The sequence below is a fragment of the Meridianimarinicoccus roseus genome (assembly GCF_003172915.1).
Lineage (GTDB): Bacteria > Pseudomonadota > Alphaproteobacteria > Rhodobacterales > Rhodobacteraceae > Meridianimarinicoccus > Meridianimarinicoccus roseus.
On sequence record NZ_QGKU01000012.1, the window covers coordinates 100,097 to 118,948 of the forward strand.

General features: G+C 67.0%; 17 protein-coding genes. 11 read left to right on the top strand and 6 right to left on the bottom strand.

Annotation, left to right across the window (positions count from 1 at the left end; genetic code table 11):
- Positions 1-178: 178 nt before the first annotated feature.
- The 4 genes from DKT77_RS03325 to DKT77_RS03340 are packed head-to-tail and all read left to right on the top strand — an operon-like array spanning position 179 to position 4,211.
- On the top strand, positions 179-1,594 hold the full coding sequence (locus DKT77_RS03325) for a circularly permuted type 2 ATP-grasp protein (protein WP_109810316.1): 1,416 nt from the start codon (positions 179-181) through the stop codon (positions 1,592-1,594).
- A 4-nt stretch (positions 1,595-1,598) separates the two neighbouring features.
- Complete coding sequence (locus DKT77_RS03330) at positions 1,599-2,552, top strand: alpha-E domain-containing protein (RefSeq protein ID WP_109810317.1); 954 nt, start codon at positions 1,599-1,601, stop codon at positions 2,550-2,552.
- On the top strand, positions 2,549-3,433 hold the full coding sequence (locus DKT77_RS03335) for a transglutaminase family protein (protein WP_109810318.1): 885 nt from the start codon (positions 2,549-2,551) through the stop codon (positions 3,431-3,433). Before DKT77_RS03330 ends, DKT77_RS03335 begins: the two co-directional genes overlap by 4 nt.
- A gap of 49 nt (positions 3,434-3,482) precedes the next feature.
- Positions 3,483-4,211, top strand: a complete 729-nt coding sequence (locus DKT77_RS03340) for a proteasome-type protease (protein ID WP_109810319.1) — start codon at positions 3,483-3,485, stop codon at positions 4,209-4,211.
- On the opposite strand, the gene DKT77_RS03345 is transcribed toward DKT77_RS03340, so the two are convergent.
- Together DKT77_RS03345 and DKT77_RS03350 are read right to left on the bottom strand one after the other, a co-directional pair.
- Positions 4,192-5,190 carry an alpha/beta fold hydrolase gene (locus DKT77_RS03345; RefSeq protein WP_109810320.1) on the bottom strand — a complete coding sequence of 333 codons (999 nt, stop codon included), beginning with the start codon at positions 5,188-5,190 and terminating at the stop codon, positions 4,192-4,194. The two genes, DKT77_RS03340 and DKT77_RS03345, sit on opposite strands and share 20 nt — an antisense overlap.
- Complete coding sequence (locus DKT77_RS03350) at positions 5,187-5,474, bottom strand: SCP2 sterol-binding domain-containing protein (protein WP_109810321.1); 288 nt, start codon at positions 5,472-5,474, stop codon at positions 5,187-5,189. The genes DKT77_RS03345 and DKT77_RS03350 overlap by 4 nt, the downstream gene beginning before the upstream one ends.
- A 66-nt stretch (positions 5,475-5,540) precedes the next feature.
- Between DKT77_RS03350 and DKT77_RS03355 the strand changes: the two genes are divergently transcribed.
- The 5 genes from DKT77_RS03355 to DKT77_RS03375 all read left to right on the top strand — a co-directional run bounded on the left by DKT77_RS03355 (position 5,541) and on the right by DKT77_RS03375 (position 10,646).
- Complete coding sequence (locus tag DKT77_RS03355) at positions 5,541-6,101, top strand: tetratricopeptide repeat protein (protein ID WP_109810322.1); 561 nt, start codon at positions 5,541-5,543, stop codon at positions 6,099-6,101.
- Between the two features lie 50 nt (positions 6,102-6,151).
- A complete protein-coding gene (locus DKT77_RS03360) occupies positions 6,152-9,157 on the top strand; it encodes a helicase-related protein (RefSeq protein ID WP_109810323.1) in 3,006 nt (1,001 codons plus the stop codon).
- Positions 9,144-9,545 carry an RNA-binding S4 domain-containing protein gene (locus DKT77_RS03365; RefSeq protein WP_238547656.1) on the top strand — a complete coding sequence of 134 codons (402 nt, stop codon included), beginning with the start codon at positions 9,144-9,146 and terminating at the stop codon, positions 9,543-9,545. The genes DKT77_RS03360 and DKT77_RS03365 overlap by 14 nt, the downstream gene beginning before the upstream one ends.
- A 49-nt stretch (positions 9,546-9,594) precedes the next feature.
- Positions 9,595-9,933 carry a ferredoxin FdxA gene (gene fdxA, locus DKT77_RS03370; RefSeq protein ID WP_109810324.1) on the top strand — a complete coding sequence of 113 codons (339 nt, stop codon included), beginning with the start codon at positions 9,595-9,597 and terminating at the stop codon, positions 9,931-9,933.
- Between the two features lie 203 nt (positions 9,934-10,136).
- Positions 10,137-10,646, top strand: a complete 510-nt coding sequence (locus DKT77_RS03375; RefSeq protein WP_109810376.1) for a CarD family transcriptional regulator — start codon at positions 10,137-10,139, stop codon at positions 10,644-10,646.
- Positions 10,647-10,747: 101 nt separating this feature from the next.
- Here the strand turns inward: DKT77_RS03375 and cobS are convergent, their stop codons facing one another.
- The gene (gene cobS / locus DKT77_RS03380; protein WP_109810377.1) at positions 10,748-11,512 is read right to left on the bottom strand and encodes an adenosylcobinamide-GDP ribazoletransferase; all 765 of its coding nucleotides are present in this window, start codon (positions 11,510-11,512) and stop codon (positions 10,748-10,750) included.
- Between the two features lie 79 nt (positions 11,513-11,591).
- Here cobS and cobT point away from each other — a divergent pair, with 79 nt between their 5' ends.
- The gene (gene cobT, locus DKT77_RS03385) at positions 11,592-12,611 is read left to right on the top strand and encodes a nicotinate-nucleotide--dimethylbenzimidazole phosphoribosyltransferase (protein WP_109810325.1); all 1,020 of its coding nucleotides are present in this window, start codon (positions 11,592-11,594) and stop codon (positions 12,609-12,611) included.
- Between the two features lie 21 nt (positions 12,612-12,632).
- Here the strand turns inward: cobT and DKT77_RS03390 are convergent, their stop codons facing one another.
- Positions 12,633-14,570, bottom strand: a complete 1,938-nt coding sequence (locus DKT77_RS03390; protein WP_109810326.1) for a cation:proton antiporter domain-containing protein — start codon at positions 14,568-14,570, stop codon at positions 12,633-12,635.
- A gap of 151 nt (positions 14,571-14,721) precedes the next feature.
- Positions 14,722-16,644 carry a hypothetical protein gene (locus DKT77_RS03395; protein WP_109810327.1) on the bottom strand — a complete coding sequence of 641 codons (1,923 nt, stop codon included), beginning with the start codon at positions 16,642-16,644 and terminating at the stop codon, positions 14,722-14,724.
- Between the two features lie 140 nt (positions 16,645-16,784).
- Between DKT77_RS03395 and DKT77_RS03400 the strand changes: the two genes are divergently transcribed.
- Positions 16,785-17,486: an SIMPL domain-containing protein gene (locus DKT77_RS03400; protein ID WP_109810328.1), complete on the top strand. Its 702-nt coding sequence runs from the start codon at positions 16,785-16,787 to the stop codon at positions 17,484-17,486.
- Positions 17,487-17,526: 40 nt separating this feature from the next.
- On the opposite strand, the gene DKT77_RS03405 is transcribed toward DKT77_RS03400, so the two are convergent.
- On the bottom strand, positions 17,527-18,816 hold the full coding sequence (locus DKT77_RS03405; RefSeq protein WP_109810329.1) for an O-acetylhomoserine aminocarboxypropyltransferase/cysteine synthase family protein: 1,290 nt from the start codon (positions 18,814-18,816) through the stop codon (positions 17,527-17,529).
- Positions 18,817-18,852 lie beyond the last annotated feature (36 nt).

Genomic DNA, 18,852 nt, shown 5'->3' on the forward strand with positions numbered 1-18,852 from the left:
GCAACATGGTGCGCGTGCCCGCGCAGCCAACCTGCAGCATTGCTTAAAAATTGCGCAGAAAATGGCCGCGAAATTAAGCAATGGGGATCAGGCATTGCGTTTCCGGGCTGGCCGTCCTTTCCTGTGGCGAAGAGCCATGCGAGTCAATCGCAACCAACCGGGGGACTGAACAGACCTAATGGCACCCACCTATTTCAACGAGATGTACCAGGATGGCGCGATCCGTGCGCCCTATGCCGGGCTTGAAACCTGGCAGCGAAACATGCCCGACGAGCTTCGCAACCTCAAGCAAGCCGAGGCGGAGGACCTGTTTCGGCGGATCGGCATCACCTTCGCGGTCTATGGCGAGGGCGGCGATCCGGACCGACTGATTCCGTTCGACATGTTTCCGCGCGTGTTCACCAACCGCGAATGGAGCCGCCTGTCGCGGGGTGTGAAGCAGCGGGCGCGGGCGCTGAACGCCTTCCTGGCCGATGTTTACGATCGGGGCGAGATCGTGCGCGCCGGGCGCATACCGGCCAAGCTGGTGTACCAGAACGAAGCCTACGAGAAGGCCGTCGTCGGCATAAAGCCGCCGCGTTCGGTGTTCAGCCACATCGTGGGTATCGACCTCGTGCGCACCGGGCCGGAGGACTTCTTCGTGCTGGAGGACAATTGCCGCACCCCTTCGGGCGTGTCCTACATGCTGGAGAACCGCGAGATCATGATGCGGATGTTTCCCAGCCTGTTCCGCGAGAACCGGATCGAGCCGGTGGAAAGCTACCCGGAGGTTCTGCGCCGCACGCTGGCGTCCGTCGCGCCGCAGAAATGCGAGGGCGAGCCGACCGTCGTGATCCTGACACCGGGGCATTTCAATTCGGCCTATTACGAACATTCCTTCCTTGCCGACATGATGGGCGTGGAGTTGGTCGAAGGGCAGGACCTGTATGTCGAGGGCGACTACTGCTGGATGCGCACCACAGAGGGCCCGCGCCGCGTGGACGTGATCTACCGGCGGATCGACGATGCGTTCATCGACCCGCTGTGCTTCCGGCCAGACAGCATGCTGGGCGTGCCGGGGCTGATGAACGTCTACCGTTCGGGCGGGGTGGCCATCGCGTCGGCGCCCGGTGCGGGCGTGGCGGACGACAAGGCGATCTATACTCACGTGCCCGAGATGGTGCGCTTCTACCTCGGCGAGACGCCGATCCTGAACAACGTGCCGACATGGCAATGCGCCAAGGCGGACGACTGCAAGTACGTCCTGGAGAACCTCAAGGACATCGTGGTCAAGGAAGTGCACGGATCGGGCGGCTACGGAATGCTGATCGGCCCGCGGGCGACGAAGAGCGAGATCGAGCTGTTCGCCGCCAAGATCCGCGAGAACCCGGGCAACTACATCGCCCAGCCCACGCTGGCGTTGTCCACCTGTCCGACCTTCGTGGACCAGGGCATCGCTCCGCGCCACGTCGACCTGCGCCCCTACTGCCTTGTGGGCGAGCAGGTCGAACTCGTGCCTGGCGGGCTGACCCGGGTGGCGCTGAAGGAGGGCTCCCTCGTGGTGAATTCGTCGCAGGGTGGCGGGGTCAAGGACACTTGGGTGCTGGCGGAGTGACGACATGCTGAGCAGAACCGCTGACAATCTTTTTTGGATGGGCCGCTACCTCGAGCGGGCCGAGACGATGGCCCGCCTGCTGCATGTGGGCGCGCGGATGAACCTGATCCCCGACACTGTGGACGGCTTCCGCAGCGAATGGGTGTCGATCCTGCACGCCAGCGGCACGTATGCCGCCTTCGAGAAGAAGTATGGCGAGCCGGTGGAGCGCAACCTTGTGACCCACCTGTTCTTCGACCGCGAGAATCCGTCCTCGGTGGCGGCCTGCATCGCCACCGCGCGCGAGAATGCGCGTATCGTGCGCACCGCGCTGAGCGCGCCGGTCTGGGACGCGCTGAACGGCGCCTATCAGGAACTGAAGGGGCTGGAGCGCACGCCGCGCAGCGAGATTTCGATCTCGGCGCTGACGGAATGGACGGCGCGGCACCACGCGCTGGCCTCGGGGGCGCTTCAGGGTACGCTGCTGCGCAACGACGGGTACGACTTCGTCAATCTCGGGATCAACCTCGAGAGGGCGGACAATACCGCGCGGTTCCTTGACGTGAAGTACTACGTGCTCCTGCCCGATACCGGCTTTGTCGGGTCGGGGCTGGACAACGTCCAATGGCAGACGCTTCTGCGCGGAATGCAGATGCACCGGGCGTTCCACTGGGCCTATGGCGGCGAGATCACGGCGGCCAAGATCGCGGACCTGCTGATCCTGAACCCGGCCTGCCCGCGTTCGCTGCTCACGGCGGTGGAGGAATCGGCCGCGCACCTGGACCGGATCGCACGCGCCTATGGCAAGACCGGCCCCGCGCAGGATGCGGCGCGCGGTCTTTTGACGGAACTGTCGCAGACGCGGCTCGACGAGGTGTTCGAAGAAGGGCTTCACGACTTCCTCGACCGGTTCAAGGGCAAGGTGGCCGATATCGGCACATGCGTCAGCGAAACCTACCTCAACGGAGCGGCGGCATGAAACTGAAGGTCTCGCACACCACGGTCTACCGCTTTGAGCAGCCGCAAAAGGCAGTTCTCCAGAGCCACAGACTCACGCCGTCACATTTCGCCGGGCAGTCCCGCCTTTCCTGGTCGGTGGACGTGCCCGAGGGCGCGGTTTACGGAAGCCGCTTTCGCGACGGAGCGGGGGACGAAACGGCCACGATGCGGTTTTCAGGCCCGGTGTCGAAATTGACGATCCACGTGCATGGCACGGTGGAGACCACGGACCTTGCGGGCGTGCTGCGCGGCCACCGCGAGAAGGTCGCGCCCGCGGCCTATATCCGCCCGACCCGGATGACCCGGCCCGATCTTGCCATTTCAGAACTCGCGGCGACCGCGCTGGCCGAACTCGATGGCGGCAGCGCGCTGGAGCGCGCGCACGCGCTGTCGGGCGCGGTCAGCTCGGTGATGACCTATGTGCCGGGAACGACCAACGCGCAGACCACCGCAGCGGAGGCGCTGGCCGGCGGGGAGGGGGTGTGCCAGGACTTCGCGCACCTGCTGACCGCCGCGGCCATATCTGTGGACATTCCCGCGCGCTATGTCGCGGGTTACCTGTTCTCCGGCGATGCGGACGGACCCGCCCCCGAAGCGGCGAAGGAGGCCAGCCCCGGGACCGAGGCGCAAACGCCGATGGGGCCCGATTCTCAGGCCAGCCATGCTTGGGCTGAACTGTTCATCGAGGGGCTGGGCTGGGTGGGCTTCGATCCCTCCAACGAATGCTGCCCCGACGCCCGCTACATTCGTCTTTGTTCCGGCTTCGACGCCTTCGATGCTGCGCCGATCCGCGGCCTGTCCAATGGTATGGGTGAAGAACAGCTTAACGTGGATGTTGCGGTGACACAGGAACAGCAGTAAGCGGACGCTCCGGGCCCGGATGTGCCCGGCTAGCTTGGAGTGTGCTGGAATGACCTACTGCGTCGGGCTGCTGCTGAAAGAGGGCATGGTCCTTCTGAGCGACACGCGCACGAATGCCGGGCTGGACAACATCTCCTGCTACAAGAAGATGTACACGTTCGAGGACCCGGGCGAGCGCAGCATCGTGATCCTGACCGCAGGATCGCTGTCGGTCACACAGACCACGATGGCGCGACTTCAGGAGGCGATTGACGATGCCGAGGCGACCGAGGAAACCTCGATCCTGAAGGCGCGCACGATGCTGAAGGTGGCCGACATCGTCGGCGCGCATCTCGCCGAGGTCGCCAGCGACATCACCATGAAGCTGGTGCGCAACAGCCAGGCCACCGCCTCGGCCACGCTGATCCTGGGGGGGCAGCGCAAGGGCGGCGCGATGCGGCTGTTCCTGATCTACCCGGAAGGCAACTACATCGAGGCGACGCCGGACACTCCGTTCCTGCAGGTCGGCGAGCACAAGTACGGCAAGCCGATCCTTGACCGGGTGGTTACGCCGGACACGTCGCTGACGGACGCGCGAAAGGCCGCGCTGTTGTCGATGGACAGCACGCTGCGGTCGAACCTGTCGGTGGGTATGCCGCTGGACCTGGCGGTAATCCGCGAGGGCGAGTGCCGCATCCACGAACAGCGCCGCATCGAATACGGCGACCCCGTCTTCGCGGAGATGAGCCAGGCTTGGTCCGCCGCGCTGCGCGACGCCTTCACGCAGATCCGGATCTGACGTTCAAGGGGGCGGCGCCTGTGCCGACGTCCCCGTTCGGATTGCCCGCCGCCGCGAACAGATCGAGGCAGCGGGACAGGAACAGCGCCTGCCGGTCGGCCGTTTCCATCATGGTTTCATGCTTGCCGCCCGGCACTTCCACCAGCACGCCGTCTCCCCAGCGCGCGGTCATCTCGCGGATCGCGGCGGCGCAGACGATTTCCTCCCTTTCGGGCAGGAATGTCATGGTTGGCACGGGCGGGCAGGCATCGCGACGCAGCTCTTCGCATTCGCGCAGCGCGCGATAAAGCCACGGCACGGATGGCCCGCCAAGGTCCATGCCCGGCTGCGCATCGAGCTGTGCGCGCATCCGCATCAGCATCGCGGGATCGCTGGTCAGGAAATTGTCGGCCGGATCGCAGACCCGGACATAGCTGTCGCGCGTCGTGCCCGGCGTGACCCAGCGGTTCAGGCCGCCCTGGTGGGCCAGCCAGCCAAGGCTCCAGCTGACCGGCCGCAGCACCGGCGGCATGGCGATGCCCCACATCGGAGCACTGAACACCGCCGCCCGTACGTCGAGCCCGTCCATCACCGCGCGCAGCCCGATCGCGCCACCCATCGAATGGCCGATCAGAAACCAAGGCCGGGGCATGTCGCGCGCAGCGGCGAAGTCAACCAGTGCCGCCATATCGTTCTGGTAGTCCGAGAAGCGCCCGACATGGCCGATCATCGGATCGTCCAGAAGCCGGTCGGCCAGACCTTGACCGCGCAGGTCGATGGACACCATTCCCAGCCCGTGTCGCGCGAAATCCGCCGCGACATGGCCGTATTTTTCAACGTATTCGGTGCGGCCCGGCACCATGAGGATCGTGCCCCGAGGCCCGGATGCGAGATGCGCCAACCGCAGGCGCACCCCGTCGCGCGCAGTCGCCCATACCGCTTCGGCGCCGGGCGGCGCCTGTGCACTGGCATGGTCGAACGGCGCGGGCAGGTGGGTCACGACAGCGCGGCGCCCAGCTTCATTGCGAGGCCCATGTCGCCGTCGATCTTCAGGCGGCCGCCCATGTAGGCGCTGGTGGGGTTCAGATCGCCGTCCAGCATTTCGCGGAAGGTTTCCGCATCTGCGCTGAGCGTGACATCCGCCGCGCCGTCGCCGGCACGGATGCCGTCGTTATCCACGAGTATCGCGCCCTCGTCCTCGATCTCGAACTTGGCGGAGCCGTCGAAACTGCCACCCAGCTTGTCGTTCAGTTTGCGCACCGCGCCCTCGATGATGTCGCTCATCACTTTTCCTCCGATAAATGCCCCCGCCCTATCGCTGCGCGGCGGGTTTGCGCTATTCTCAGGGATATGCAGACGATACGTTCCGTTTTCAAATGCGCCGTTGCGGCACTTCTTCTCGGGGTGGCGGTTTTCAGCTCGGCCCATGCCCAGAACATCGAAACCGAGGAACTGCTGGACAAGTTGCGCGAGCCGGACTTGACCAACTGGGAAGAGGTCGAGAACGAGATCTGGAAGCGCTGGTCCGAATCGGGATCGCCCACTGCAGACCTGCTGCTGGAGCGCGGCCGCGAGGCGATGGCCGAGGAGGACTGGACCACCGCAATCGCGCACCTGACCGCGCTGACCGACCATGCGCCGGATTTCGCCGAAGGATACAACGCCCGCGCGACTGCCTATTTCCAGGCAGGGCTTTACGGTCCCGCGATGGCCGACATCGCCCGTACGCTGGACCTGAACCCCCGACATTTCGGCGCGCTGATGGGACTTGCGCTGATCCTCGAAGAGACCGGCTATACCGAGGACGCGTTGTCCGCCTACCGCGCGGTCGCGGCTATACATCCCCATCGCCCCAACCTAAAAGACGCCATGGGGCGTCTCGAACGCCAATTGGGCGACACACGACTGTGACGCCCTGAACAGCGGGGTCCGGCGGTGCAGCCGGGCCGCAAGGGGGGCGCATGGCAGGCAACGGACGCATCGAAGCGGTCCTGGGGCCCACGAACACCGGCAAGACCCATTACGCCATCGAACGCATGCTGGCCTACCGCACGGGGATCATCGGTCTGCCGCTTCGGCTCCTTGCCCGCGAGGTCTATGACAAGATCAAGGCGATCCGCGGTCCGTCGGTGGTAGCGCTGGTCACGGGCGAGGAACGTATCGTGCCGGATCGCGCGCAGTACTGGGTCTGCACTGTGGAGGCAATGCCGGAGGGCATGGGCGCCGACTTCGTCGCCATCGACGAGATCCAGTTGTGCGGCGATCCGGAGCGCGGGCATGTCTTCACCGACCGGCTGCTGCGCGCGCGAGGCCATCACGAGACACTGTTCCTTGGCGCGGACACGATGCGCAGCGCCATTGCGGCACAGGTGCCCGGCGTCGTGTTCCAGCACCGCGAAAGGATGTCGGAGCTGACATATGTCGGCGCCAAGAAGCTGAGCCGGATGCCGCCGCGGTCGGCTATTGTGGGGTTCTCGGTGGAAAGCGTCTATGCCATCGCGGAACTGTTGCGCCGTCAGAAGGGTGGCGCGGCGGTGGTGATGGGTGCGCTCAGCCCGCGCACGCGCAACGCGCAGGTCGATCTCTACCAGAACGGCGAAGTCGATTACCTTGTCGCCACGGACGCCATCGGGATGGGGCTGAACCTCGATATCCGACATGTGGCGTTCTCGTCGTTGTCGAAATTCGATGGGCGGCGGATGCGCCCGCTGCAGCCGAACGAACTGGCGCAGATCGCCGGGCGGGCCGGGCGGCACACCGAGAACGGCACCTTCGGCGTGACCGGCGAGGCGCGGCCGCTGGACGAGGACATGGCGCAGGCCATCGTGGAGAACCGCTTCGTGCCGGTGCGGAAGCTGCACTGGCGCAACGCGCGGCTGGATTTCGGCACGGCGGATCGGCTGATCCGGTCGCTGGAGGAGCAGACGCAGGACGAGTGGCTGACCCGCGCGCGCGACAGCGACGATCTTCTGGCGCTGAAATCGCTGTCGGGGGTGCCCGCGATCCGGGACCGGCTGAACGGCGGGCCGGACGTCAAACTGCTCTGGGACGTGTGCCGTATCCCGGACTTCCGGGGTATCAGTCATGCCGAGCACGCGGGCCTGCTGGAGTCGATGTTCGGCTACCTGCACGAGTTGCGGCGCATCCCGGACGACTGGATGGCGCGGCAGGTCAAGCGCATCGACCGCACCGATGGCGACATCGACACGCTGTCGAAACGGCTCGCGTATATCCGAACCTGGACCTATGTTGCGCAGCGCAAGGGTTGGCTGGATGACGAAAGCCATTGGCGCGGCGTGACGAGGGCTGTAGAAGACCGCCTGTCGGACGCGCTCCATGCCAGTCTGACCCAGAGATTTGTTGACCGGCGCACATCCGTGCTGCTGCGGCGGTTGAAGCAGAAGGAGAGCCTCGTGGCTGAAGTAAACGACAAGGGCGAGGTGACCGTCGAGGGACAGTTCGTGGGCCGACTTGCGGGCTTCCGCTTCGTGCAGGACCAGTCCTCCAGTCCGGACGAGGCGCGCACCCTACGCCAGGCGAGCCTTCAATCGCTCGCGCCGCATTTCCACCTCCGGGCGGACCGGCTTTACAACGCACCGGACACCGAGCTTGATTTCACCGAGCAGGGTGGGCTGATGTGGGGCGACAGCGCGGTCGGAAAGCTGGTCGCTGGGCCAGAAGTCCTGAAGCCGCGGGTGCAGGCCTTCGTCGATGACGAGGCCGGCTCGGAGGTTGCACAGAAGGTCGAACGGCGCTTGCAGCACTTCATCGACCGCAAGATCGCCACCCTGTTCGAGCCGCTTCTGGCGATGCAGAACGATGAAACACTGACAGGCCTGGCGCGCGGTTTCGCCTTCCGCATGGTAGAGGCGAACGGCGTGCTGCCGCGCGACGCGGTCGCGAACGAGGTGAAGGCGCTGGATCAGGACGCGCGCGGCGCGCTGCGCAAACACGGTATCCGGTTCGGTCAGTTCACCGTATTCCTGCCGCTGCTTCTGAAGCCCGCGCCGACGCGGCTGCGGCTGGTGTTGTGGTCGCTTGCGCAAGATCTGTCGGAGTTTCCCGAAAGCCCGCCGCCGGGCCTTGTGACGGTGCCGGTGCGCGGCGACGCGCCCGACGGGTATCATACGATGTCGGGCTATCGTGCAGCGGGCGAGCGGGCGATTCGCATCGACATGCTGGAACGGCTGGCAGACATGCTGCGCGCGCAGGACACGCGTGGTGGGTTCGAGGCGACGGCGGACATGCTGTCGATCACAGGCATGACGCTGGAACAGTTCGCAAGCCTGATGCAGGGGCTAGGTTATGCCGCCGAACGCGGTGAGCGGGCCAAGCAACGCTCGACACCCACACCGAAATCGGCGGTCGGTGCAGGCTATGGGGCACAGACCCCGCCGGACGCGTCAACACCGGACGATTCGGCCGAAGGTACGGACGAGTCGCCAACACCCCCAGCATCCGCAGAGCAACTGGGCGAGGCGGCGCCCGAGGCGTCGGAGGTGCCGACCGAGGCCGGATCCGACACGTCGGCTGACCCCGAACCAGAGGCACCACAGGCTGTGCCCGCGACCAGCGCCGAGGCTGCCGCCACCGCGACGGCGGAGGCGGATGCAGGCGACGGCACGGCTGCGCAAGACGGCGATGCCGCCGCACAGGCCGGGCAGGCGGGCGAACAACCGCACGCCGCCGCCGAGACTGAGGTGTTCTATACCTTCCGCTGGTCCCCGCCTCGGCGCGGCGGACACCGCCCGCAGCAGGGTGGCGGCGGTCGGCGCGGCGACGACAAAGCCCGGAAGGGTGGCGGCGAGCGGCCCAAGGGCGGCAAGCCCAAGGGCAAACGCGGCTCGAAGGACGACAAGCCCGCGGCGGCCAAGACATTCGCCGCGCGACCGCCCAAGCCCGAGAAGAAGATCGACCCGGACAATCCCTTCGCCGCGGCACTGATGGGACTGCGTGACAAGACCTGACCCGGACAACGCCGACGCGGCGGTCAGCCTGCGTCTTGACAAGTGGCTGTGGCAGGCGCGGTTCTTCAAGACGCGCGGCCGTGCGGCTGAAGTGGTAGGCGGTGGGCATGTTCGGGTGAACGCGAGGCCCGTGTCCAAGCCGTCGCAAGCGGTGCGGGTCGGCGATACCCTGACCTTCGCGCAGGGGCGGGCGATCCGCGTCGTACGCGTGGTGGGGATTCCCGTGCGGCGCGGACCGGCGACCGAGGCGCAGGCGCTTTACGACGATCTGTCCCCGCCGCCGCCCCCGGCCGCCGCTGAAACCGGCGCGCCGACGCCCGTGGTGGGGCGCGTCGATAGGAAAGAACGTCGCGCTGCGCGCCTTTCCAAGCGCGGTCCGCTTGAATGATGCGCGCAGTCGCAATAGTTACCGCGAAAAGACGGAAAGCGAGCGTCCCATGACCTATGTCGTCACCGACAACTGCATTGGCTGCAAATACACGGACTGTGTCGAAGTCTGTCCCGTGGATTGCTTTTATGAAGGCGAGAACGCCTTGGTGATCCACCCGGACGAGTGCATTGACTGCGGCGTGTGCGAGCCCGAGTGTCCGGCGGATGCGATCCGGCCCGACACAGAGCCGGACATGGACAAGTGGGTGGAATTCAATCGCAAGTACAGCGAGTTGTGGCCGGTGATCTACACCAAGAAGGACCCGCTTCCGGACGCCGAGAAGATGGACGGCGAAACCGGCAAACTGGACAAGTACTTTTCCGAGAAGCCCGGCGAGGGCGGCTGAACACGGCCTGCCGCCGATCACGGCGGCGCGACGGGAGCAGCCTTCGGCCTTTGCCGGGGCGGCTTTTTGTGTTACAAGGATGTTTCAAAACAACTGCGTCACCCGGAACGTCTCGCCCTCTCGTGGCCGAGCACGTTCTTTTTTGCCCTTCTCGGCCGGGTATGGTCCCGGCGCGGTGGGCGGAATTCGAGGAAGAGAACCACATGAGCCAAGCGAAAGCGTCCGAATTTCGTGCCAATGACTATGTCGTATATCCGGCACATGGTGTGGGCCAGATCGTATCGATCGAGGAACAGGAGATCGCCGGCCTGAAGCTGGAGTTGTTCGTGATCTCCTTCGAGAAGGACAAGATGACGCTGCGTGTGCCGACGAACAAGGCGGCCGATGTGGGGATGCGCTCGCTTTCCACGCCGGACGTGATTTCCAAGGCAATGGACATCCTGAAAGGCAAGGCCAAGGTCAAGAAGGCCATGTGGTCCCGCCGCGCGCAGGAATATGAACAGAAGATCAACTCGGGCGACCTGATTGCGATCGCCGAAGTGGTGCGCGACCTGCATCGCGCGGACGACCAGCGCGAGCAGAGCTATTCGGAGCGTCAGTTGTATGAGGCGGCGCTGGAGCGGCTGACTCGCGAAGTGGCTGCGGTCAGCGGCGCCGACGAGGGCGATGCGCATCGCAAGGTGGGCGACGTGCTGCTGAGCCGCGCGGCCTGAAACGCGCGAAGCCGCGACGAGATCCGGATAGAAGGGCCGTGCCGCGAGGCGCGGCCCTTTTTGCTGGTCGGGTCGGTTTTCCCTGTTGGTGTCAGATGCGTTCAGGCAGCGAGGGCGACCAGCGTCAGCAGCACGGCGATTTCGGCGACCTGCTGCGCCGCGCCCAGCACGTCACCGGTCTGCCCGCCGATCTTGCGCCATGCGATCAGCCCGACGGACCCGACGGCCAGAATCGCGGCAATCGTACAGAGCGCGGCCGTCCCGAGGGGCAACAGCGCGGCGCACAGCCCGATGCCGATCACGGCGGCAAGTCGACAGGTCGCCGCGCGGGGACGGCCCGCGTGGGCCGAAAGTCCGGTGCGGCGTGCGGGGCGAAGCGTGCCCCAAAGCAACACCATGGCCGTACGCGACAGCACGCTTGCGGCGACCAGCGCCCAGCCCACCTGAAGCGGCGGCAGAGAGGCCAGCGCGCCGATCCGCAGGGCCACCGACAGGATCAGCACCAACACGCCGTAGCTTCCGATCCGGCTGTCCTTCATGATTTCGAGCCGCCGTTCCCGGGTCCAGCCGCCCCAGACGCCGTCCGCCATATCGGCCAGCCCGTCCTCGTGCAGCGCGCCGGTGAGCAGGACCAGCGCCGTCACCGCAAGGATCGCGCTGATCGTGCCTGGCAGCCCGGCCAGCATCGCGGTCGTGTGCAGCGTTCCGGCGATTCCGGCAAGAAGCGCGCCGACGAGCGGAAAAGCCCAGGCTGCCGCCGCGCCGCGCCGCTGTGCCGCGTCGCCGTGTACCGAAACGGGCAATCTGCTGAGCAGCCCGAAGGCGGCGGGAAGATCGTGTCTGGACAGGAGTTTCTTGCGTGGCATGTTTTCGCGTTTTCCCCAGCTTTGCATTGCGGTAGCGTCTGGATCACTCAATTTCAACGTATTCCGCGCGAGGTTACCCATGACTGGCCTTCCCTTTTCCAGCCTTGCCGCCGTGCGCGCCGCGCTGGCTGATCTGCCTGGCCCGGATGCGGGGGCGCTGGCGGCCGCTACCGCGCGAAATGCGGACCTGACCAAGCCGCCGCAGGCGCTTGGGCGGTTGGAGGACGCGGCGATCTGGTATGCGGGCTGGCGCGGCACCGACCGGCCAGTCATCGACGCGCCGCAGGTGGTGATCTTCGCGGGCAATCATGGGGTCGCGGCGCGCGGGGTATCGGCCTTTCCGGCGGACGTGACTGCCCAGATGGTCGCGAACTTCAAGGCCGGCGGCGCGGCGGTCAACCAGCTTGCCCGCACCTTCGGCGCGCGGCTGGACGTGCATCCGCTGCAACTGGACCGCCCGACTGCCGATTTCACAACCGCTCCGGCGATGACCGAGGACGAGCTTTGCGCCGCGATCTGCGCGGGCTGGCAGGCGGTCGACAGCGGCGCTGATCTGCTGGTCACTGGAGAGATGGGAATCGGCAACACGACATCGGCGGCTGCGGTTGCCGCGTCGCTTTTCGGCGGTGCGGCCGAGGGCTGGACCGGGCGCGGCACCGGGCTGGACGATGCGGCGCTGCAGCGCAAGGCAGAAGTGGTCGCAGAAGGGCTCGCCCGGCATCCACAGGCCGCGGGGGCGGGGCTCGAGGCGCTGCGCTGTCTTGGCGGGCGCGAGCTGGGCGCGATGGCGGGCGCGATCCTGCGCGCGCGTCAACTGTCGATCCCGGTGATACTTGACGGATTCATCTGCTGTGCGGCGGCCGCGGCTCTCGAGGCGGAACGTCCCGGCGCGCTGGATCATGCGATCGCCGGGCACATGTCGGCCGAGGCGGCGCATGGCCGTCTTCTGGGCGCGCTTGGCAAGACGCCGCTATTGGATCTCGACATGCGGCTGGGCGAAGGGTCGGGCGCTGCACTGGCGATCGGCGTGCTGAAAGGCGCGGTGAACTGCCTGTCGGGTATGGCAACATTCGCCGAAGCGGGCGTGTCAGGCGCCTGAGCGTAGCGCGGCGCCCGGCGCCTAGCCCGGATTGTGCGTGCCCCCGCCTGTGCCCAGCCGGGCGGTCACGTCCACGTCCTCGTCCAGCTGCGCGACAAGCGCGGCCTCGAGTTCCCGGTTCAGTTCGCGCGCGCGGGCGATGTATTCCGGGTTGTCGCTGGTGGGCACTCCGGGCTTCCAGACCTTTGCCAGTTCCAGCATCGATTTGCGGTCCAGCTTGAAGTAGAGCTTTTCCAGCTCGGCGGCCTCGAATTCGCTCAACCCCATGTTTTCGAGGACATAGCGGGCGGCACGCAGGCTGCTGTCGAACATCTCGCGGACGATGTCGTTCGCACCGGCGTCATACAGTTCATAGACATGGGTGCGGTCATGGGCGCGCGCGACGATATGCAGGTCGGGCCGCAGCTTGCGGGCATAGCGCACGATGGTGGTGGAGGCGTGCTTGTCGTCCATTGCAACCACAAGAATGCGCGCGTCCTCGATCCCGGCGGCATGCAGAAGTTCGGGACGGGTCGGATCGCCCAGAAAACCCTTGAAGCCGAATTGGCGCATCAGCTTGATCGTGGCGAGGTCGTGGTCGAGCACTGTGGCGCGAAACCCGCTCATCTGGATCATGCGGTTCACGACCTGGCCGAAGCGTCCGATCCCGGCGATGATGATCGGCCCCTGCTGTTCAATCTCGTCGGCGTCGCGCCCGGCGCGGGGTTCGTGCGCGAGGCGCCGAGTGAGTTGGTCGTAAAGGATGAAGAACAGCGGCGTCAGCAGCATCGACAGCGCGATGATCAGGTAAAGCTGTTGCGAGATCGCCGTCCCGAACACGCCGCGCTGAACGCCGAAGCCGATCAGGACGAAACCGAATTCGCCCGCCTGCGCCAGTCCCAGCGTGAACAGCCAAAGATCGCGCCCACGCAGCCGAAAGATCAGGCCCAGCAGCAATAGCACCGTTCCCTTGGCCAGCATCAGCAGCAGCGTCAGGCCCAGAAGGCGAAGCGGGTCGCCGAACAGCAGCGCGAAGTTGATCCCTGCGCCCACCGTGATGAAGAACAGCCCCAGCAGCAGCCCCTTGAAGGGTTGAAGGTCGGCTTCCATTTCATGGCGGAACTCCGAGTTCGCCAGAACCACCCCGGCGAGGAACGTGCCAAGCGCGGGCGACAGGCCGAGGATCAGCATGATGCAGGCGATCCCGATGACGATGAGCAGTGCGAGCGCAGTGAACATTTCGCGCAGGCGCGAGGCGTGGATATAGCTGAAGACCGGTCGGGTCAGGTAGATGCCGGTCAGAACGATCCCGCCCATCGCACCCAGCGTCAGCAGCGCGGCGCCCCAACCCGGCAGCGCGTCGACGAAGCCCTGCGCGGTCTGCACGAATTCGGCGACCGGGGTCGTGGCGGCTTCTGGGCCATGCCCGCCGCCGTGGGTGTCTCCGTGCCCGCTGCCGCCCGCAGCGCCCACCGCCAGAAGCGGGAACAGCGCGAGCATCGGGATCACGGCGATGTCCTGCGTCAGCAGCACGGCGAAGGCGGAGCGGCCGCCCTGTGTCCGCATCAGCCCCTTTTCGGTCAGCGTTTGCAGCACGATCGCGGTGGAGGACAGCGCGAAAGCAAGGCCGACGGCCAGCGCGACCTCCCAGCGCAGGCCCACGGCCATCGCCGCGCCCATCACTGCACCTGTGGTCAGCGTCAGTTGCAGCCCGCCCAGTCCGAGGAGTTTGTGCCGCATTGCCCAGAGCGCGCGGGGGTCGAGTTCCAGACCGATCAGAAACAGCATCATCACAACGCCGAACTCGGCGATGTGTTGCAGATCGCGCGTCTCGTTTCCGACCACTCCCAGCACCGGGCCGATGATCACACCGGCCAGCAGGTAGCCCAGCACCGAGCCGAGCCCAAGCCGCGCCGCCACGGGCACGGCGATCACTGCCGCCAGCAGGTAGATCAGGATCTGGAACAGCAGCATTTCCATGGATGGCTCTCCGGTGGCCGGTGTCTTCGGCCACGCTTACGCCATGACCCTTGGAAAGCGCCCTGTCCACGTGCGTACATGACGGGCAGAGCCGACTAAAGGCCAGTGTCGCGCACGTTTCAAGGGCAGGCTGCCCGATTGTGCGGCGTCATCAGCCCCGTGGCATGGTCAGCGTCAGGGTGCGGCCCGACTTGACGTAGTTGAGCCGCCCGTCGCTGATCCCGGCTACACGGCCGCCATCGACGCGGTCGCCGACGGACACGTTGATGACCCGGCCCGAGGGCAGGCGCACAAGTGCGCGCGGGCTGCGCGAGCTGCCGAAGGTACCCAGCAGGTTCACCTCGGCCAGGTTGAGGCGGGCATTGGTGGTGGCCCGGTCGGTCGCCGCCTTTGGCGAGGTGTTGCGCGGTGTCTCCACCTCGGTCGCGGCGATGGAGGCGACCGGGGTACGCGCTGCGGCGGCCTTGAAGGCGGCCAGTTTCTGCGCGCTGCGTGCGGTCGGACGTGGTCCGAGTGCGACGGCCTGGGCGGTCGCGGGCGCGGCGACGGCGGCCTCGCTTTCCTGCGCCGAAGCGGGGCGTGGCCGAGGTGCGAAAAGGGCCAGTTCGGTTTCCGTCTTGCCGCCCAGCCGGTCACGCTCGAAACGTTCGGTCAGCCGGTCGGGGCGCAGGCGCGGCTCCAGCCGCCGCAGCGGGTCGTCCTCGGGCAGGTCGGCCCGTCGCAGCACCGTGACCGTCTCGGGTTCGATCCGTTCGGGGCGCGGCCGGGTCTGCGCGGGCGGCGAACCGGCCACCACGAGGAACCCGTCGGGCGACCGGCGGCCCTCAGCGCTGGGGCGGATCAGGCCGTTCTCGTCCACGACATAGACCTGCGCGGGCGGCCCGGGCGGGGTGAGCGTGGTCGCGGCCGCAACGGCGCCGGGCGGGGTTTCGGCCTGGTCCAGCGCCAGCGCATCGGTGCGGAACGACGGATCGATGCCGGGCAAGGTCAGTCCGTCGATGAACGCCCGCGCGGCCGGAGCGGTCAGAACCGGCGGCGGGGTGAAGAAGGTTGCGATCTCGTCCATGCCGACGGGCACGTCCATCCGGGCAAGTTCCGGCGCGGGAACCCGCGCGGCGGTCGCGCCGGGTTGCGACGTGTCGCGACCCGGCAGGTCGGGAAGCGCTGCTCGTACTGGGGCTGTTGCGGGCTGCGGCGCGGGCAAAGCCGCCTCCTGCTGCGTATCGCGCGTCGGCGCGGTGACATCGGCGGCGATCAGGGGCGCAGGCAGCGCGGCAGGCGCGTCCGGTGCGCCGGTGCGCAGTGCAAGCCCGCCAAGACCCAGCGCTAGAAGCCCGACCAGTGCGGCAAGTCGGCGGGTCCCGCGCGGCAACGGGCCGGGCCGTCGCACCCTGCGGGCGCGTGGCGTGCTTTCGTCCTCGGGGAGTGGAGCGAGGTGGGCGGGATCGCGCCGGGCCGCATCAAGCGCGCGGGCGCGCGCCGGTGCCGGGGGGGCGTGCGCCTCGGCTGTGCTGACGTCCGTCTGCACCCCTTGCATTTCGGTGGGCGCGACCGGAGCCGTTTTGCCGACGGGTTCGGGACGGCCCAGCATCGCAGGCCGGTCCGTTGCCCGCCCGCCCTCCACCGGGCTGCGAACGCATCCGAACCATGCCGCCTTGTCCATGCCGCCGGTCTGCGGCGCGGCAAGACATCCGGCCGGGACCACCTTGAGTGCCTGAAGGAAGTTTTCTGTTTCGGCCAGCACTGCCACCGGCACCGCCGCTTCGTGGCGCGTGCCGGACGCCTCGTGCCAGTCCGTGCGCAGTGCTGCCGCGTCTGACCCGCCCGGGTCTGGCACGTCCTCGCCCGGCGGTGGGTCCTGCGCGCCCAAGCGGCGGCGGCGGCGGATCTGGTCTTCGGGCAGCACAACGGCAACGGGCGCGCCGACCGCCGGGGTTAGCAGTGCCGCCAGTTCGCGCGGCAAAGCCGCCGCGCCGGTTTCGGCAGCGGTACCCAGAGAGTGCCACGCGGCCCCGTCCCAGAGGTGAAGCGCGGCGCGGTCTCCCGAAAGGTCGAGCGCGTATAGTCGTGTCATGTGCCTGCCGGGCCCTTGGCCGCGATCTTTGTCTCTGCTCTTGTGGACACTCTAGCAAAAAAATGGGGTTTAGATAGACGCAAACGCCATGACATGGGCCAGAGCCCCGCGCTTCGGCCCCATTTTCAGGAGATATCCCGATGTTCCGATACATTCTTGCCGCGTGCGCAGCCGTGGTCGCGCTGGCCGGTCCGCTGACCGCGCAGGACGCAGGCCCCGCGCGGGTGATCACCGTGACCGGCGAAGGCGCGGTGCGCGCGGCGCCCGATATGGTAACGTTGCGCCTTGGCGTGCTGGCCGAGGGGCGTACCGCCAGCGACGCGATCGACCGGATGAGTGCGGATGCCGCGCGGCTTCTGGCAGCGCTGGACGCGGCAGGTGTGCCGGCCACCGACGTGCAGACCACGATGCTGGACCTGCGTCCGATCCGGGAGCAGAACGCGGCCGAACCGCGCCGCGCGCTGCGCATCACCGGCTTCGAGGCCGAAACGCAGGTCAGCGTCACTTCGACAGACATGGCCGGGTTGGGTGATCTGTTCGACCGCGTGCTGGAAGCCGGGGCGAACCGGGTGTCGGGGATCAGCTTCGGCTTGCAAGATACAGAAAACGCGATGAATCAAGCGCGGGCCGCCGCCGTGCGCGATGCCGTGTCGAAGGCGCGGGTCTATGCCGACGCGGCGGGCGTACCACTGGGCGCGGTGCTGCGGATCACCGATGCGCCAGGCGCGTCGCCGTTCGACGCAGCTCCGCGCATGATGGCTGCGGAGGGCGCGATGCCGATAGCGCCGGGCAGCCTGCGCCTGACGGCGCAGGTTTCGGTGACGCTCGCGATCGGCGAGTAAAGCCCGCCGGTCGCGTGTCGGCCTGACGCACCCGCGCGGTTCAGGCTGTGGCGCGGTCCAGCGCCTGGTCAAGATCGGCGATCAGGTCGTCCGCGTCCTCGATCCCGATGGACAGGCGCACCACGTTCGGCGCGGCCCCGGCAGCGACCTGCTGCGCTTCGGTCAGCTGACGGTGCGTGGTGGAGGCGGAATGGATGATCAGTGACCGCGTATCTCCGAGGTTGGCGACATGGCTGAAGATCTCGACCGAATCGACCAGCTTCACGCAGGCTTCGTAGCCGCCCTTCACCGCGAAGGTGAACAGCGCTCCCGCGCCGCGCGGGCAGACCTTGAGCCCCCGGTCATGATAGGGGGACGAGGGCAGCCCGGCATAGGTCACGAAATCCACGCGCGGGTCCTGTTCAAGCCAGGCCGCGACCTTCACCGCGTTCTCGACATGGCGCTGCATCCGCAGGCTCAGTGTCTCGATCCCCATAAGCGTGTAGTGCGCTGCCTGCGGGTTCATCGTCATCCCGAGGTCGCGCAGCCCGATGGCGATGCCGTGGAACGTGTAGGCGAGCGGGCCGAAGGTCTCGTGGAATTTCAGTCCGTGATAGGCGGGCTCGGGCGCGCTGAGCGATGGGAACTTGTCAGACGCGGACCAGTCGAACGCGCCGCTGTCCACGATGCAGCCGCCCGTGACGGTACCGTTGCCGGTAAGGTACTTGGTGGTCGAATGCACCACCAGCGTCGCGCCGTATTCGATGGGTCGGCACAGGTACGGCGTGGCCGAGGTGTTGTCCACGATCAGTGGCAACCCGACCTTGTTCGCAATGCCCGCAATCGTCTCTAGGTCGGTGACGTAACCGCCCGGGTTGGCGATCGATTCGCAAAAAATCGCGCGGGTGTTTTCATCGATCGCGGCCTCGACCGCGGCGAGATCGTCGAAATCGACGAAGGTTGCGGACCAGCCGAAGCGGCGGATCGTCTGGCTGAACTGCGTGACCGTCCCGCCATAGAGCCGCGTCGACACGACGATGTTGCAGCCCGGCTGCATCAGCGGGAACAGCGCCATGATCTGCGCCGCGTGCCCGGACGAACAGCACACCGCGCCCGCGCCGCCTTCCAGCGTCGCGATGCGTTCCTGCAGCACCGCGACCGTCGGGTTGGTCAGCCGCGAATAGATGAACCCGACCTCCTGAAGGTTGAAAAGCGCGGCGGCGTGGTCCGCATCTCGGAACACGTAGGCGGTGGTCTGGTAGATCGGCGTCTGGCGCGCGCCGGTGGCCGGATCGGGCCGCGCGCCCGCGTGGATCTGCAGCGTGTCGAAGCCCTTGGGCTGGCTGGTCATGTTTTGCTCCCCCGTTGGTGATATCGGTCGCACAGC